Source organism: Lysinibacillus sp. 1 U-2021 (assembly GCF_029916965.1).
Classification (GTDB): Bacteria; Bacillota; Bacilli; order Bacillales_A; family Planococcaceae; genus Lysinibacillus; species Lysinibacillus capsici.
On the sequence record NZ_CP123966.1, the window covers coordinates 3,798,669 to 3,815,165 of the forward strand.

Sequence of the window (16,497 nt, forward strand, 5' to 3'; positions counted from 1 at the left end):
TCCTTTGTTTTATTGGTTGGAAAAACAAAATACTAGTCTCTTCCGCCATTGGTTATTCGGGCTCTATATCAGTTGCCATTACTGCAACTTTAGGCTCTACAAGCATAATATGACATTCCTTTTCAGCAAAGGGCATGTGTTCCGCTCCTCCAGGAACAATAAACATCTCACCTTTGGATATTTTCACCTGACCATCCCGAAAAGCAATAAACATCTCCCCTTCGAGCACAATAAATACCTTATCAGCCCCTTGATGTTCATGCCATATAAAATCCCCAGCAATCTTCACCACTTTGAATTGAAAATCGTGTATCTCACCAATAATTTTCGGTGACCAAAGCTCCTTTAATTCGGCTAATTTCTCATTTATATTGATAGCTTGATCTTGCATATTCATCTCTCCTTATTTACTTTTGGAAAAGGTTTTTCCTATTATTCGTCCTTTTGTAAGGCTTCTGTTATATTTTGCAAAGCGTACTCGATAGCTAATGGACCTCCAGTAATAGCAGAAGTATCCATTAGATGAATATTCCCTTTTTTTACGGCATTCATATTCTTCCAGACATTGCTTTGATTTAACTCACTCATTAGTGCTTCCTTTTTTGTAATATCACCGATAAGGAAAATATGGTCTGCTTGAATAGTTGAGATGCCTTCAAATGCAGCAAATTGATTATTGTTCCCCTTAAATGTATGATCTGGTGTTAGACCCAAGCCCTTTTCTTTATCAAAAGCAAGTGTATAAACAGGGTTATCTTCACCAAGAACATTAAACGTTTTTCCGTCCCAAGACAAAATAAGTGCTACAGACTCCCCTTGAATTGACTTTAATGCTTCACGTCCTGCTGAGATATCTTTCATCATTTTATCAATTACTTTTTCCGCCTCATCGTCTTTTCCGATAATCTCGGCTACTGTACGAAGTCCGTATTGCCAGTCTTCGTAGATGTCCTGTGATTGCAACGTAATGACTGGGGCGATTTTTTCTAGGGATTCATACAATTTTTCATGATGTTCTGTTGCTAAAATATAATCAGGACCAATCGATAGCGTTTTTTCAATACTAGGAGACAATTTATCGCCTAATTCCTCTGTTGAATCTAGCTTACCGTTTAAATAAGACAAAGTGGATAAATATTCTTTATCAGTAGAAGCTGTAGGTGGCTCACCTAATGCAACTAAAATTTCAGGGTAAAAATACCATAATGAAACAATTTTTTCTGGTTCTTTCTCGATGACAAATTCCTTACCTAGGGCATCTTTAATTGTTCTAGGCCACGCAGTTTCTTCTACATTAGCTGCTGATGAAGATATGTCTTGTGTAGTTAACCCCTTACTTTCAGCAGGCGATTTATGACAACCTCCCAATATACCTGCTAGTAGTAGCATTAAAAATAGCAGTCCATTAATCTTTTGCATTGAAATTCCTCCAACATAAAATCTCTGATATACACTTAGTATAGTAAAGTCATGTTTGGCGGAGAATGGATGCTTGGTGAACTTAGCATGGATTATTGATGAACTTATCTCGATATTCAGTAGGAGAGATACCATATTGCTTCTTGAATACTCTACTAAAATAAAAGGGGTCAGTAATTCCCACCGTTTCTGCAATTTGTTGTACAGGCACATCACTTGTAAATAGCATTTTTTGAGCCATGTTTATACGATAGTTTAATACATATTCTGCTGGACCCAACCCTGCATGCTTTCTAAATATATAAGATAATCGATTTCGATTAACGTTATATTGTTCGGCAAGAGAGGTAATGGAAAGGCTTTGATGATAGTTTTCATGAATATAAGTAGTTATTCGTTCGAATAGAGTGTGTGACGCACAGCTATTCTGTCGATTAGCCACACATAATAATGCTTCATTCAGTACATCACGAAATAGCATTTCTGTCTGAAACATTGATATACCTCCACGCTGATTATATACATGCCATAGACGCATAATTAACTCGATTAGACGAGGAGATTGTCCTATCGGTAATTCAAAATGCTGATGTGAAAAGCTTGTCTCTGCTAAATTCTCCGTACATATCCTGTACAAAACCAGAATATATTCCCAATTTGCATCATCAAAATTTTTTTGATTTAATTTCATCTTCGCTCCCCCATGTACAACTTTTCCTGGCGAAAAGATGTAAGGGGTCCCATTAAATTGAAATTCTATTTTTCCAGAAAGGGGAAAAACAAATCCTGGAAAAGAATCTGTATAATCAGCGGAAGGTACACCTGTATTTCTAGAATATCGATAGATTCCCTTTACTTGGAAAGGAGTGTTTGCTAAATGCTCTGCAAGCTGATTTACGTCGATTTTCATACTTATATACCTCATTTCAATAATCATTCGTTTGGAAAACCAATATTTGTCATACAGCAAACTGCACGTACCACAATAAGTTACTGCTTTTTCAAGGTGTAGTCCTCGGTAGTTGGATTGAATTATAGTTTTCATCTTATTCATTACTAAAAATATAAAAAGGTAGGGATGACGGCTCTCGCCTACCCCTACCTTATCGATAACGATTATCATTGTCAATTAAGTTGAAGCCTCCCTCTTATACCCAAAGATCCATCAACCTCACTCATTTCATTTCTCTATCTTTTGTCCTCTTCCTAAAAGCAATTTCTTGCAAATTATCTCTATTTCTTGTGAGAAAGATTTTATTTGGAAGGCTTCTGAAAGCCTTTGATTCTCAGATAAAGCTACTACTTGTAACAATTTTTCTTCATAAGTTTGTACAAAATGATCAAGCGTCGGACTGGTTACTTTCAGGACTTTCGCAATAGGGAGACTTGAAACTATACCTTTGCTCAACATTATAGATTGAAGTATCAATTTTGTAATCAACACTTCGATGAACGTCGAAATGTTTATATTTTACAATGAGTCTGACAGTGAAAACATTTATGGGAGGAACTAAAAATGAAAATAATAAAACAAATGCCAAATACAAAAAAAATAAATCCTAAAATTTTATATTATGGATTTCCTGTAATTTTACTAAGTACGTTAAATGAGGATGGAACAGTAAATATTAGCCCTTTATCTTCTTCTTGGGTATTAGGAGACTGCATTATTTTAGGGATTGGTCTTGGAGGAAAGGCAATTGAAAACTTAGAACATCATCCTGCATGTGTCATAAATATCCCAGACCCCTCTCTCTGGGAAAACGTGGAACAGTTAGCTCCTTACACAGGAAAAAATCCAGTTCCAGATTTTAAAAAACAGATCGGTTTTACATTTAGAAAAGAGAAATATGATCTTAGTTGCTTAACACCTATTGAGTCCACAACGGTTATTCCTACTCGAATTATGGAGTGTCCTATTCAAATCGAAGCAAAGGTAAAACATATTCGCATTCCAGATTATTCTCCTAATTTTGCTATCGTCGAGACCCAAACGACACAAGTACATGCCCACGAAGAAATAATTATTGACGAAAATCATATTGATCCAAATAAATGGAGTCCACTAATTTATAATTTTCGTCATTATTTTGGTTTGGGTAGCAACCTTGGAAATAACTTCCGCTCTGAGATCTAAACATCGGGATTAAAACATATGGTTCACAAAAAAAGACCAGGTTCTCATTTGAGTGCCTGGTTATTTGTTAATAATTAGGTCTATAATAATATGCTTGCTGCTCATATGCACAAAATACTTCACTATTAAGCAATACAATAATGAAATCTGTTTTTTTCCATTTAGAAATGAAAAATCTTTCTTAGAACATTCACTTTATCTCTTTCATAAATTCTCTAAAGTCTTCAACGATTTCTTTTGCTTTTGTACGATATAAGTAATGATCCCCTTCAAATGTCATTACTTTCCCATGGACAGAATTAGCTATTTGTTTTTTATGCTCTGGTATCCATCTGTCCGTTACTGGATGCTTCTCTTGTATAAAGAAAATAACTGGAAGATTTTTGGGGAATGTTAAACTTTCAGCCGCTTTAAAGTTAGCATACATCATTTCAGCTTCATTTAACTGGCTGAGATTATACATATTTTTGTGCTTAAGAATTTTCATTTGTTCTTTTGTTTTCTCATCATAGGGTAGTTCAGCATATGGGTCATCGCTAAGCTTCACCTGCAATCTAGCTAAACCTGATTTTTTTAGTAGTTTTAAAGTAGTTATTACTGAAGATTCAATCTTTCTTTCACTTATCGTTGGAACACTACTATCCAGCCCGACAAATGCACTTACTTCGTTTGGATATTTGTTCACATAATCCAATCCGTAAAGGCCTGAAATGGAGTGACCCATTAGAATATAACGCTCAATTTGAAGACGCTGTAATGCTTCATGGATTTCACTAACAATATTCTCAGTGCTTCTTTCTTTTTCCGTAAGAGCACTTAATCCATAACCAAAAGGCTCAATGACTACAACCTTGTAAAATGGAGATAGTTCATCTACTAGTAGTTGAAAATCAAGTGCTGGTGCTGCTGTTCCATAACCAGGTAAGAGTACGACAGTTTCTTCTCCTTCTCCCTGGATAAGAACATTCATTTTTTTCCCATCTACGGTGACAGACTGACCATAAGTTTCTAGTTTTCCTTGCTCCATTTTGCTACAAACAATATGAACAAGGAAAACAACCGCTAATAAAAGTAATATGGCTATAATTAAACCTACTACTATTTTACTTATAAAGGTTATCGTTTTTTTCATTATATTGGCACGAGGGTATAGAACAGCAAGCGATAACTGTATTTTCCTTTCTTCTCGTGCCACACCTCCCTTTCATACTCTTCACCCTATCAATCTATCTCGGCTACTTTTATAAACCGCTAAGGTTAGCTTATACAATGAAGGTGTACTGCCTATGACAACAATATGAACAGCGTATGAACAAAAAAATAGTACGTCATTAAATAAATACAGAAAGGACCCAATAATTCTTTTGCTATGACATTGCTTAATTGACATGAAAAAAAGGATCTTCAAATCGAAGATCCTTTTGCTACTTTGTCGGATTTTTTATATTTAGTCTTAACGTTTCCTAACAATCCATCTCTATCAAGCAAAGTTGGTAAACTGATACCGATAACGATTATGACAATACCTGCTATTTGCAAAGTTGTAACCGTTTCGCTTAAGAGGATAACTGATACCATCACCGCGATTGGCAATTCAACAGCACTCAATATGGATGACATACCTAATCCCACTTTAGGCACTGCAATTGTGAATAAGAAAACTGGTATAATCATGCCAAATAACCCCAATGCTAAACCATAAATCCACAGTCCTTCGTTAAACAAAGTGCCATTCCAAATAATTTCTGGAGACTGAAAAGCCGCAGTCGTCATGAAAGCGAAGAAAGAAACCAATACTAAGCGATTAGAGGTTGTCATACTTGCGGTTGTCTTTCCGTTTACATATAAAAATAAGGAGTAACAAAGAGCAGCTGCTAAACCCCATAACCACCCTTGAAAAGGTATTTGAGACAAATCAACATCAATTATGCCTGCAGCTGGTATGGTTCCAGCTACTAATATAATTAAAGAGATGAATTCAATTCTACTTGGAAATTGCCGTTTTGTGATACAAGAAATCAGCATACCAATCCATGTAAATTGGAACAGTAATACTACTGCCAAGGAAGCAGGCAAAAAGTTTAAAGAATGACCATATAAAATATTTGTTAACCCTGTTAACATGCCTGCAAACAGAAGGATTTTAACGCCTTTAAAGCTAAAATTTGATCTATTTGTAACTAAGGAAATACATACTGCTATACAAAAGCCGATAAAAAACTGACTTGTAACTGCCTCAGATACAGAAAAGCCACTACGCATTGCCAGTTTTATAATAGTTGAAACGATACCAAAACTACTAGCTGCAATCACTACTAATAGGGGATAAAGATACATCTTGATTATTCACTTCCCTCTCAAAACTTGTCTTGATGAAATTTTGTTTATGATTTTGAGATGTCGAAAAAAATCATAATCTCCAATATATATCACAGATTGTTATTTTACAATCTTTTTTTCGTTAATAATGAATCCTCTCGTAGAGGAAAACCTAATTTTAACAAATGATAAAAAAGCCAAAACCCACATGTTTCAAGGGTTTGGCTTTTATCTTTGTATTTCATTAATAAAGAATGTTAAATTGAATGTTTTATCTCAATTTCCTTCAGCATAAATCTTATACTGTAATAATCCAATCAAAAAAACATCCCCCTCTATAAAGAACATAGAAGTGAGATGTTTTTACTGTTTACTACTATTATTAGAATGGCCGCAAACGTTTAACGTGACTCTTTTGGCGGTTGGCATATATCGCATTTTCGTTGGTTTTTATTTTTAAATTTCGTAAATGTTTTTTCAAAGTTAGTACCACATGCACATTTAAATAGTAGCTTTTGAGAAAAACCATGGTATTCAGTCGTTAGCAACTTACTTTCTGAATTGTTCTCAACAAATTTCTGAATTTCACCAATCGTCCAACGTTTATTCATTTCCTTACACCTCCATATTTAATCGTTCCGCGGAGGCTTTTCTTGGCATCCGTTATAAAAAGAGCTTAAGTATCTTAAGTGCCTCATTATAACATGACCTGGCTCACAATAAAATAGATGTTTGACAAGCCTTTGACTAGTGTTAGTGGTGATACTCTTGCATGCTGCCTCCCAATACTTGGAATTCTAAGGAACCTTCATCTTTAATCAATATTTTTAAGATTCAAAGCTTTTGTATCTGCTCTTTAATATCCACCGTGCATAATCCTCCGTGATAACAAATCACCGATTCAATGTCTAGGTCTACATATTTTTTTAAAGATTGTTGAGCAACCTCTATATCTAAAGTGGTTGGAACATGAATCCCTCCCAATATACCATTTACACTATACATCGAATCGCCGGCAACAAGCGTTTTACTTTGCTTCAAATATAAACTAATATGGCCAGGCGTATGTCCTGGCGTATGGATAACTCGTATTCCCCCACAATATGGTAGTTCTTGACCGTCTTTCAAGGTCTCATCCACTTTCCCCTTGGGTGGATTCTCTATGTGCCCGTCTTTCAAAAGCGGTAAATCCCCCTGAATATAAGGCTTATCTAGTTCGTGCGCATAAATTTTTATATGACTACCGCAATTTTGCAATATTTCAGGAAGACTGCCTATATGATCGATATCCTGATGTGTCAAAATCACAACTTTTAATTGGTTGAACGACACGCCTACATCTTCCATTGCCTTACGTAAATCTCCCATTTGGCCTGAACATCCAGTATCAATTAAAACAGCCATCTCCTGATCCCATAAAAGCGTTGGATGAATGAAGGCTCCGTTAAATTTAAGCTCCAGAATCTCTACTCCCCTAGAAATTTTCATCATTTCTTCCCCTTTATGATTAGATTTTATTATTCTTTTATATCCTGAAGAACAGTCCTCTTCCGCCAAAGCAACTCTCTCAATGTTTCAAAATTGACTAGAATCGTTCCAACAATAATCGTCAGAGTACCTATTCCTGTTAACCACGAAATATATTCATGATAGAAGGTAACACCTAATATAACGGCAATTACTGGTGAGATATACAGCCATGTGGACGGAAAAACAGGATTTGTTCGTGACACAAGCCAATAATAAATGCTGTGACCAATCATTGAACCAAAAATAATTAAATAAAAAAGAGAACCAATTGAAGCTGGACTTAAAAGATAATGAAGCTGAATGTTCTCAGTAAAAAGTGACAAAATGATTAATAAAATACCTCCATGCATCATTTGTGCTGCATTTAAAGCAATTGGAGATGTTGTTCCAAATTTTTGGATGACATGCTTCGTATAAATTGTTCCAGATGCATAGAAAACTTCACCTAAAATAATAGCGAAACAACCAACCATCCAGAAGGGACTAATCTCCATTGCAAAACTAGGTAAAATTAAGAACGTAACACCAATGACTCCGACAACACAACCAATAAATGATTTTCGGTCTCCTTTTTGCTTCAATATAAATGTCTGAATAACAATAATCATCATTGGACCTGTAGCAGATAAGACAGCTGCGATTCCAGATGTCACATACTGTTCTGCCCAATATAATGTGGCAAACGTTCCAAAGGTTAAGGCCACTCCTGTAAAAAACATTTCTTTTCGAAATAATAACCGGATTGTCGTTTTTTCGCGCCAAACCATAAAACTAAATAGTAGTAAACCGGCAATGAAAAAACGAAGACCAGCTGATAAAAACGGAGGAACTCCTGCATCAACACCAACTTTAATTGCTAAAAATGTTGTCCCAAAAATCAAACACATAAAGAAATAATTAATCATTACCATATCAAACTCCTCCTCTTTTTCTATCATAAAAGAAGTAGGATAGAACAGATTAAAAAGGATAGAACAGATCAATTTGGTTCGTGGTACAATCGGTTTGAATAGGAGGAATCGATGTGGGCAAAGTAAATCAAAATGAAGATTATCTTTTTAAGAAAGTCTATGATGATGTACTGGACCGAATAGAGCGTAAAGAATGGAAAGAACATGAAAAGCTTCCCTCCGTCCGGCAATTAGCATCTGAAATGAATGTCCATCGGCTAACGGTATTAAAAGCTTATCAACTATTAAAACAGCATGACAAAGTTTATGTAAAAGATAAATCAGGCTATTTTGTCCAATCAATTGTAACAAAATATATTGAATGTTTAGATCAGGACAATCCCATTGTTTCAGCATACGTAAAAAAAAATCATTTATCCGAAATCCATCAGCCATCTGTTTCCTATCATTTTTCTCAGGCATTGATTGATCCCAATCTTTTGCCTAATCACTATTTTTCAAATTACGTGAAGGAAGTGTTTGACCTATATCCGAAAGTACTGGCAACCTACTCAACGGTGCAGGGTGATTTAGAGCTACGTGAGACACTGACCCAATATTTTATCAACCACTATAAAACACATTTGAGTGCAGATGAACTGTTAATAACGTCTGGCTCACAGCAAGCCATTCACTTAATTGCTCAAGCTTTTATTAAGCCAAGAGACGTCGTTTTATTTGAACGTCCAAGCTATAGTGCTGCAATTGATATTTTTAAAGCACAAGGAGCACAGATAGTTACGGTTGATATCCACCCTGAGGGCTACGATTTAGAACAGGTCGAATACTATATTAAAAAATACAAGCCACGCCTTTTTTATCTCAACCCTACCTTCCATAATCCAACTGGTTATACGATTTCTGTCGAGCAGCGCAAAAGATTAGTGGAATTAGCTGAGCACTATCGGTTTCTAATAATAGAAGACGATGCCTATCACGACATTTATTTTGACCAAGCCCCACCACCTCCAATTTATACATTTGATAGTGTTGGGACAGTCATTTATATCCGAAGCTTTTGCAAATACATCTCTCCTGGTTTGAGAATTGCAACTGTTATTTGTCCATCATCATTAATGAAATCACTATTAACAGAAAAATCGCTAGCTGATAATGGCTCACCACTTCTCAATCAAAAAATTTTTCTCCATTACTTCTCCTCACTAAGATTGCAACAACATTTGGAGAAAATCCGGATTGCCCTACAGATTCGAAAGGAAATTATGGAGGAAGAGCTAGCTGTAACAGGCTGGCGATGGAACAGTCCAAAAGGCGGTCTCAATTTATGGGTACAGCTCCCAGACGATCTTCCAACTGAATTATTATTATCTAGAAGCATCGAACAATCGATCTCCTTTGTGCCAGGTCAAGTTTGTGATCCATTAAAACAACAATCCTCCTGGATACGTTTAAGCTATTCCTATGCAAACGAAAAACAGCTAAGAGAAGGAGTAAAAAAGTTGGTTACAGTGGCGCAATCGCTTTCTAAGTGATCGGACTAGCGATTTAATTAAATCTATAAACGGTGGTATTCACAGCTTTATCAACCATTTCAATTATTTTTTCATCGGTGGCACGAATCGTAATAAGCGGTAGACATAGCAACAACAGGCAGACATATACACCTAACATATTCAGCTGTCTATTTGAATAATATGAAAAAAAGTTATACACCTAGCTCTTATCTGTTCAAAAGAATTGCAGCAAATCACAGGAAAAATTTGTTCTCGGTGTAGAACAAAATTTGACCAAGGAATGATAAGAGTGCTTTCAGATTTAAGAAAGCCATATTAACTCTATATTCCAGTAAAAATAACAGCCAAATTATTATTGAAGAGCGAGATTTAGAAAAATTTCTATTCTCATAACCTCCCTGTAGAATGATAGAATGTTTTTATACAGTGATAGAAGGAGGAGAAAGATATTGTCTAATCAAAATGAGTCTTCATTAGATAAGGAAAAGCAGCCTGATCCGAAAGTTAAAGTAGAAAGAAAAGAGGGGGAACCAACTGCTGCTTTCAAGGGGGCTTCCTGGGGCGCATTGTTAGTAGGTGTTACGGCATATTTTATAGGCTTGTTTAATGCAACGATGCAACTAAACGAAAAAGGATATTACCTAGCTGTTTTAATATTTGGACTCTATTCAGCAATATCCTTACAAAAAGCAGTAAGAGATAAAGAAGAGGGAATACCAGTTACTAGTATTTATTATGGTATTAGCTGGGTTGCACTTATTGTATCTATTTCATTAATGGGCATTGGGTTATATAATGCTGGAAGTATTGTTTTAAGCGAAAAAGGGTTCTATGGTATGTCATTTGTTCTAAGTTTATTTGCATCCATCACGGTTCAAAAGAATATTAGAGACACACAGAGAGCTAGGGAAAGAGATTAAGTTACTGAAAGAGTCGAGAAGTTCATTCTCGATTCCTTTTGTCATTTTTTCTTAAGCTCCATACGCCTCCAGACTATAAAAAAAGAGCATGGCTGTCATCAGCCATACTCCTCTCAATTTTATTTTTCTCCGCTTATTTCGACTAAAATTTTAGATTGTGTTTTGTCATTTGTTAACGTTTTGAATCCTTTTTCAACAATCTCATCTAGTTCAATTTGACTTGTGATGATTCCTTGTGGATTTAGTTGACCAGCGCTCATTGCATCAATTGTTCTTTGGAAAATTGACGGTGTATAAACAATGGATGATAATACATTAACACCTGTGTTTGTAAGTTGCATTGGATTCCATTCGATTGGTCTTGCAAAAATCGACACAATCATCATGTTACCACGAGGTTTTGTTACATCAATTGCTTGTTTAAAGGTAGGAGCAACTCCTGCCACCTCAAAGGATACATCAACCCCATCTGCAACAATCGCACGAACTGCTTGTACAGGATTTTCTTTACCTGAATTAATAGCATGGGTTGCACCTAATTCTTTTGCCTTTTCTAATCGATCATCGGATAAATCTAATACGATAACTTTACTAGCACCTGATGCTTTTGCAGCGATTACTGTTAATAATCCAATTGGTCCAGCTCCAAATACAGCAACAGAATCACCTAATGTAACCCCTGCATCTTTGACAGCTTGTACAGCAACAGCCATTGGTTCTACTAGTGCACCATCTTGTAATGTTAAGTTATCTGCTAAACGATGTATATTCGTTACAGGGACATTAACATATTCTGCAAATCCACCGTTTCCATGTAAACCGATGAAGTTAAATCCATCATAACGATCGACTTCTTCATGTTTATTTCTATATGTTAATGTAGGATTGATGACAACTCGGTCCCCAGCCTTAAAGTCAGTAACCTTAGCGCCAACTTCTTCGATGATACCAGCAAATTCATGTCCCATTGTAAGTGGGGCCACTTCACCTGTTAATTCAGCTTTTTCATCAACTGGTACGAAAACCGGACCTTCTTCGTATTCATGCAAATCACTTCCACAAATACCAGCCCACGCTACTTTTACTTTCACTTCTTCTTCTCTTAAAGCGCGTAATTCAACCTCTTCAACTCTAATATCTTTCACACCATGCCAAACTGCAGCTTTCATTTATGTTACCCCCATAAAATTATTTAAATTGGTACCATAAAATAACATCCTTAATAGCTACTCGTGCATGATCAAAATCCGACACTTCTATACACTTGATAAAAGTATTGATGGACATATGATAGGATTCAACTAGATTCATCTTCCATTTGGTTTGTGCAGCTACATTTGTAACAAATATTGTTTCTTTAAAGAATCGTAGCATAGCAATATTTCCTGTAACATCAAAAAACAATTGTAACAAGTGGGCAAACGAAACAACATATTCATAAATATTTTCAGCAGACTTTCTTTGTTTCATAGCTTCAAATCGAAATAATAGCTCATTTTGCAAATCGGCAGTCCATTTAGATTCACACTTAGTGAGTGCAATATCCAATAGATGATAAAGCGCTTCCAAATAATCCTTTAATTCCTGATCCGTTATAATCTTCACTCTTACACCTTTATGTTGTACTTTTTCAACTACCCCATCTTTTTGTAAAAGATAAAGGGCCTCACGGACAGGTGCATGACTTACTTGTAACTCCTTTGCAATTTCTGCCTCTATTAAGCGCTGACCTTGTTCATAGTAACCAGAAAATATGCGGAATAATAATCGTTCAGCTATTTGCTCAGAAATTGTTTTTTTTGAAATTGAATTTTCATCAAACCCCATTAAACCACTCCAATAAATTTATATCCTTTTATTTTAACATAGTTCAGTGTATAGGGTGATTAGCTAAAAGCGTTATATATTATGGATTATAGATTATCGATAATCTATAAAAGTATTTTAATCTATAAACTCATTTCTTTCAAATATCTTGTTTTGGGTAGGTAACTAAATAATATCAAGTACCTTTTAAGAGAAAATTTATAAATGCAAAAAAGGTGGTGTTAAGTTGATCAGATTGGTATATGGAGATAATTTGCGATATGAGTTACTCAACACTAACCCATAAAAAATGCACACAAATTGCTAGTTATTGTCTAACAATTTGTGTGCCATTCATTTTATAGTGATTTGATTCGATTGTTCTGGGTATTGATTAGACCATAAAGTTTGGGGCGATTTGTCTATTAATGATGTATATTTCTAGGTTTTTGGGTCATTAACGGCTGTCGCGCTTTGTGAGCCACTAAGCTTATCTGTTGCAATTCATGGGCTTACCAACACTTTGCATACCGAATGCAACCAAAGGAACATATATAACTTTTCTTTCATTAACACTATTTCAAAAAGACTTAGGCATAGCTCCTAAGAAGTTATTGTGTTTCTTCTCATATGATGATGTACTAGTTTAATAGCTTTAAATGAAAAAGGGTCTGTGCCCCTAGCCTCTATTCTCTATATAACTAACAATTTCATTGGCAACAGTTGATGTTAACAATGTTGATATATTACTTAAAACAATAATTGTTGCGTCACTTTCTATCAATCTTAAATAGGAGGAAGTAAAACCATTAATCCCTCCATGATGAAAAATGAGCGTATTATTCTTTTTTGTCTTAGTAATGTTCCATCCATATCCGTTGCCAAAACGACCTGGTGAAAGCATCTGAGTTGTTATAGTTTTCGATAATAAACAATTATTTTTAATTGCATCATCAAGTAATTGTAAATCTTCTACTGTAGAAACTAACCCTCCAGCTGAATAGGTGTTAGACATATTGATGAAACTAGCATGATAAATATTATTTTTTTCTAACTCATAACCGCTTGCTTTATACTTTTGAATAGCCACGTTATAATCAAGACCAGTGTTTAACATCGATAAAGGCTGAAAAATCTTTTGTTTAAGGAATTCTTCATACCTTAAACCACTTATCATTTCTATAATCTTACCTAATACAATGTATCCTGAATTAGAATAATTAAACTCTTTCCCTGGTATAGATTTGAATGAACAAGAAATAATCCAATTTATTAAATCATCTGGTGATTGTAACTGATAAGATTTTAATAAAAAATCAGGTTGTTCAGTAATATTACCAATGCCAGATGTATGAGTTAATAGATGTTCGATCATAATTTGGTCACCCTTTGGAAAATTAGGAATAAAATTATCTACAGTATTATGCAACTGCAACTTTTGCTCTTCAACTAGTATTAAAATTGCAATGGCAGTAAAGATTTTAGTTACAGATCCAATACGAAACTTTGTAATAGCAGTATTTGGTATATCCCATTCATAATTGGCTTTTCCAAATGATTCTTTATATATTGTTTCTCCTTGTTCAACCACTATGATATTTCCACTAAATCCCTCGTCTTTTGAGTTTAAAAATGAATGAATATATGATTTTAGCAAATTTCAAGCACTCCTTATTTTGTACTATAAGTTACTTGAAATGTTATCCAATGGCATTTACCTACTTCCTCCTTTCGAACTTTACGAGAGATTAAAGCTCATTTCTAAGATTCGTGCGAATTTCCTTTTGCTTTAACTTTATTAATTCTATGATACTTTTACAGATTCTTTTAAGTGACTCATTTGATTTGTAAGTGAGTGAGATAATACTACCACCTTCTATCATGCTAAAGACTAAATACGCCATTTCTGTAGCTTCCTCAGGGGGCCAATTTGACTGGATAAACTTTTCTCTTACTATCATGATAAGTTCTTCATAAGCATTCTTGCATGCTAAACGAAGTTGCTCACTCATATGCCAAGTTTCCAAAGAAATAAGTGCTAGTGGAATTCCATCATGTGCAATTTTTGGATTAAAGCTTAAACATTGACCAAAAAAACACTCTAAAGCTTTTATTACATCATCCTGCTGTGAAAATAAATTTCTCAACGCTTGAGCAGCAAAATCTTTTGTTCTGTTAATTGCCTCTGTCGCTAATTGCTCCTTGCCTTCAGGAAAATAATAATAAAGCGAACCTTTTGGACAACCCGACTCTTTAATAATTTGATTTAATCCAGTAGCATGGTACCCTTGTTTTTGAAACAGTGTTGACGCGGTCGATAAAATTTTCATTTTACTTTCTTGATTTCTAGGCATTTTCCCCTCCAAATTTATAATGACTGGTCTATATAGTAAATTGTTGAGATTATAAAGTCAATAGAACTGATTATAGCTTTCCCTTTACTCGTTTAATAGTTAGTACATTAACTCTAATTCCTCTCCTTTCATGATTAGTTGTTCTACATCAGAAAATTTTTAAATTACCAATTAATTCAGACTGCTTTTCACCTAGATTAAAATTTTTTAAAATCATCACCTTCTTTTTTTCTCTTCATATTCTATAGAATCAGAATATTGAGGGGGAAACGTATGGGGATTGAATTCACAGCTCTCCATTGGATTTACGTGGTTTTTATTGTGCTCATCATCGGATTTATGGTTAAACGTCGCGATACCACCCTCATTTGTGTAGTAGGCATCTTTATGCTAGCGATTGTTGCAACTGGTGATTTTACCTCGTCCATAAGTGGTGTGTTTAACAGCTTTATTTATGCCATAACTGAGCTGCTATCAACGATTCTTATTATTTCGATTATCGTGGCGATGAGTCGGGTCATGATGTCTTCCGGTATTAATGAGGTTATGATAGCCCCTTTCACAAAGATCATTAAAACACCCGCACTCGCTTATTGGACGATTGGACTCTTAATGATGTTTATTTCTTGGTTTTTCTGGCCATCACCTGCAGTAGCGCTATTAGGAGCAGTGCTCTTGCCTGTTGCGATTCGGGCGGGCCTCCCAGCACTGGGGGTTGCCATGGCGATGAACTTATTTGGGCATGGTATTGCGTTATCGAGTGATTTTGTCATTCAAGGGGCTCCAAAATTAACGGCTGATGCTGCTGGTATCCCTGTTGGAGATGTTGTTTCAGCCAGTATTCCACTGGTTATCACCATGGGCGTTGTAACGACAATTGTTGCTTATATTTTTTTACGACGTGATATGAAACGAGGAACACTACTTTTAAATACTGGCAACCATGAGGAAGAGGATAGTGAACAAGAAACTGCGGAAAACTTACTGTCAAATGGGCAAAAACGATTCTTCGCCGTACTTATTCCTATTGCCTTTATCTTAGACGTTATCGCTATGTCGGTATTCAATTTAACGGGCGGCGATGCAACGGCTTTAATCGGTGGAACCTCTGTTTTTATTTTATTGTTGCTTAGTATGGTTGCTCATAAATCAGCGGGGTTAGAAAAGACAACAAGTTATTTGATTCAAGGATTTCAATTCGGCTTTAAAGTCTTCGGACCCGTAATTCCAATTGCTGCTTTCTTCTATCTTGGAGATGCTGGCTTTACACAAATTCTTGGAGATCACCTCCCCGCTACTTCACACGGGATTGTCAATGATCTGGGTGTCGGTCTTGCAGCAATAGTTCCGTTAACAAAGGAAATTGCTGTTGTCACGCTAGCAGTTGTTGGCGCTATTACAGGATTAGATGGTTCTGGCTTTTCAGGAATTTCTCTTGCTGGCTCTGTTGGCAGTTTGTTCGGTAATGCTATTGGTGAAGGAACTGCAACTTTAACAGCTTTAGGGCAAATCACAGCGATTTGGGTTGGTGGTGGTACACTTCTGCCCATTTAAGACATATAATTGTGACCACCTTTTTAGGGTGGT

At 35.5% G+C, this 16,497-nt stretch carries 16 protein-coding genes and 1 pseudogene; 4 read left to right on the forward strand and 13 right to left on the reverse strand.

Annotated elements, in window-relative coordinates:
* Positions 1-52 precede the first annotated feature (52 nt).
* The 4 genes from QH639_RS19970 to QH639_RS19985 form a co-directional block, all read right to left on the reverse strand.
* The gene (locus tag QH639_RS19970) at positions 53-391 is read right to left on the reverse strand and encodes a cupin domain-containing protein (protein ID WP_131519614.1); all 339 of its coding nucleotides are present in this window, start codon (positions 389-391) and stop codon (positions 53-55) included.
* A gap of 41 nt (positions 392-432) precedes the next feature.
* The gene (locus tag QH639_RS19975; protein WP_281115119.1) at positions 433-1,419 is read right to left on the reverse strand and encodes an ABC transporter substrate-binding protein; all 987 of its coding nucleotides are present in this window, start codon (positions 1,417-1,419) and stop codon (positions 433-435) included.
* 82 nt (positions 1,420-1,501) lie between these two features.
* Positions 1,502-2,329, reverse strand: a complete 828-nt coding sequence (locus tag QH639_RS19980) for a helix-turn-helix transcriptional regulator (RefSeq protein WP_131519612.1) — start codon at positions 2,327-2,329, stop codon at positions 1,502-1,504.
* Positions 2,330-2,599: 270 nt separating this feature from the next.
* Positions 2,600-2,830 carry an opine metallophore biosynthesis dehydrogenase gene (locus QH639_RS19985; protein WP_131520014.1) on the reverse strand — a complete coding sequence of 77 codons (231 nt, stop codon included), beginning with the start codon at positions 2,828-2,830 and terminating at the stop codon, positions 2,600-2,602.
* Between the two features lie 105 nt (positions 2,831-2,935).
* On the opposite strand from QH639_RS19985, the gene QH639_RS19990 reads away from it, so the two are divergent.
* The gene (locus tag QH639_RS19990) at positions 2,936-3,556 is read left to right on the forward strand and encodes a flavin reductase family protein (protein WP_131519611.1); all 621 of its coding nucleotides are present in this window, start codon (positions 2,936-2,938) and stop codon (positions 3,554-3,556) included.
* A gap of 190 nt (positions 3,557-3,746) precedes the next feature.
* Here QH639_RS19990 and QH639_RS19995 read toward each other — a convergent pair whose 3' ends face one another.
* From QH639_RS19995 to QH639_RS20015, 5 genes are all read right to left on the reverse strand, one after another.
* Positions 3,747-4,751, reverse strand: a complete 1,005-nt coding sequence (locus QH639_RS19995; protein WP_237899908.1) for an alpha/beta fold hydrolase — start codon at positions 4,749-4,751, stop codon at positions 3,747-3,749.
* A 209-nt stretch (positions 4,752-4,960) separates the two neighbouring features.
* Positions 4,961-5,893, reverse strand: a complete 933-nt coding sequence (locus QH639_RS20000) for an EamA family transporter (RefSeq protein ID WP_131519609.1) — start codon at positions 5,891-5,893, stop codon at positions 4,961-4,963.
* A 383-nt stretch (positions 5,894-6,276) separates the two neighbouring features.
* A complete protein-coding gene (locus tag QH639_RS20005; RefSeq protein ID WP_131519608.1) occupies positions 6,277-6,486 on the reverse strand; it encodes a hypothetical protein in 210 nt (69 codons plus the stop codon).
* A 223-nt stretch (positions 6,487-6,709) separates the two neighbouring features.
* Positions 6,710-7,363 carry an MBL fold metallo-hydrolase gene (locus QH639_RS20010; protein WP_131520013.1) on the reverse strand — a complete coding sequence of 218 codons (654 nt, stop codon included), beginning with the start codon at positions 7,361-7,363 and terminating at the stop codon, positions 6,710-6,712.
* 29 nt (positions 7,364-7,392) lie between these two features.
* A complete protein-coding gene (locus tag QH639_RS20015) occupies positions 7,393-8,316 on the reverse strand; it encodes a DMT family transporter (RefSeq protein WP_259419215.1) in 924 nt (307 codons plus the stop codon).
* 113 nt (positions 8,317-8,429) lie between these two features.
* On the opposite strand from QH639_RS20015, the gene QH639_RS20020 reads away from it, so the two are divergent.
* On the forward strand, positions 8,430-9,848 hold the full coding sequence (locus QH639_RS20020) for an aminotransferase-like domain-containing protein (protein ID WP_237899904.1): 1,419 nt from the start codon (positions 8,430-8,432) through the stop codon (positions 9,846-9,848).
* A 431-nt stretch (positions 9,849-10,279) separates the two neighbouring features.
* Positions 10,280-10,750 (forward strand): inner membrane protein YiaA, encoded by a 471-nt coding sequence (gene yiaA / locus QH639_RS20025; protein ID WP_237899902.1) that lies wholly within the window; start codon positions 10,280-10,282, stop codon positions 10,748-10,750.
* A 119-nt stretch (positions 10,751-10,869) separates the two neighbouring features.
* Here the strand turns inward: yiaA and QH639_RS20030 are convergent, their stop codons facing one another.
* The 4 genes from QH639_RS20030 to QH639_RS20045 all read right to left on the reverse strand — a co-directional run bounded on the left by QH639_RS20030 (position 10,870) and on the right by QH639_RS20045 (position 14,910).
* Entirely contained in the window at positions 10,870-11,919 is a 1,050-nt protein-coding gene (locus tag QH639_RS20030; protein WP_131519604.1) for a 2,3-butanediol dehydrogenase, read from the reverse strand.
* A gap of 19 nt (positions 11,920-11,938) precedes the next feature.
* Positions 11,939-12,577, reverse strand: coding sequence for a GntR family transcriptional regulator (locus QH639_RS20035; protein ID WP_048391171.1), 639 nt, complete (start codon positions 12,575-12,577; stop codon positions 11,939-11,941).
* 658 nt (positions 12,578-13,235) lie between these two features.
* Positions 13,236-14,213, reverse strand: coding sequence for a serine hydrolase domain-containing protein (locus QH639_RS20040; RefSeq protein WP_131519603.1), 978 nt, complete (start codon positions 14,211-14,213; stop codon positions 13,236-13,238).
* Positions 14,214-14,304: 91 nt separating this feature from the next.
* Complete coding sequence (locus QH639_RS20045; RefSeq protein ID WP_259419216.1) at positions 14,305-14,910, reverse strand: TetR/AcrR family transcriptional regulator; 606 nt, start codon at positions 14,908-14,910, stop codon at positions 14,305-14,307.
* A 273-nt stretch (positions 14,911-15,183) separates the two neighbouring features.
* Between QH639_RS20045 and QH639_RS20050 the strand changes: the two are divergent.
* A pseudogene (locus tag QH639_RS20050) lies at positions 15,184-16,458 on the forward strand (hypothetical protein); the annotation flags it as partial.
* Positions 16,459-16,497: the final 39 nt, after the last annotated feature.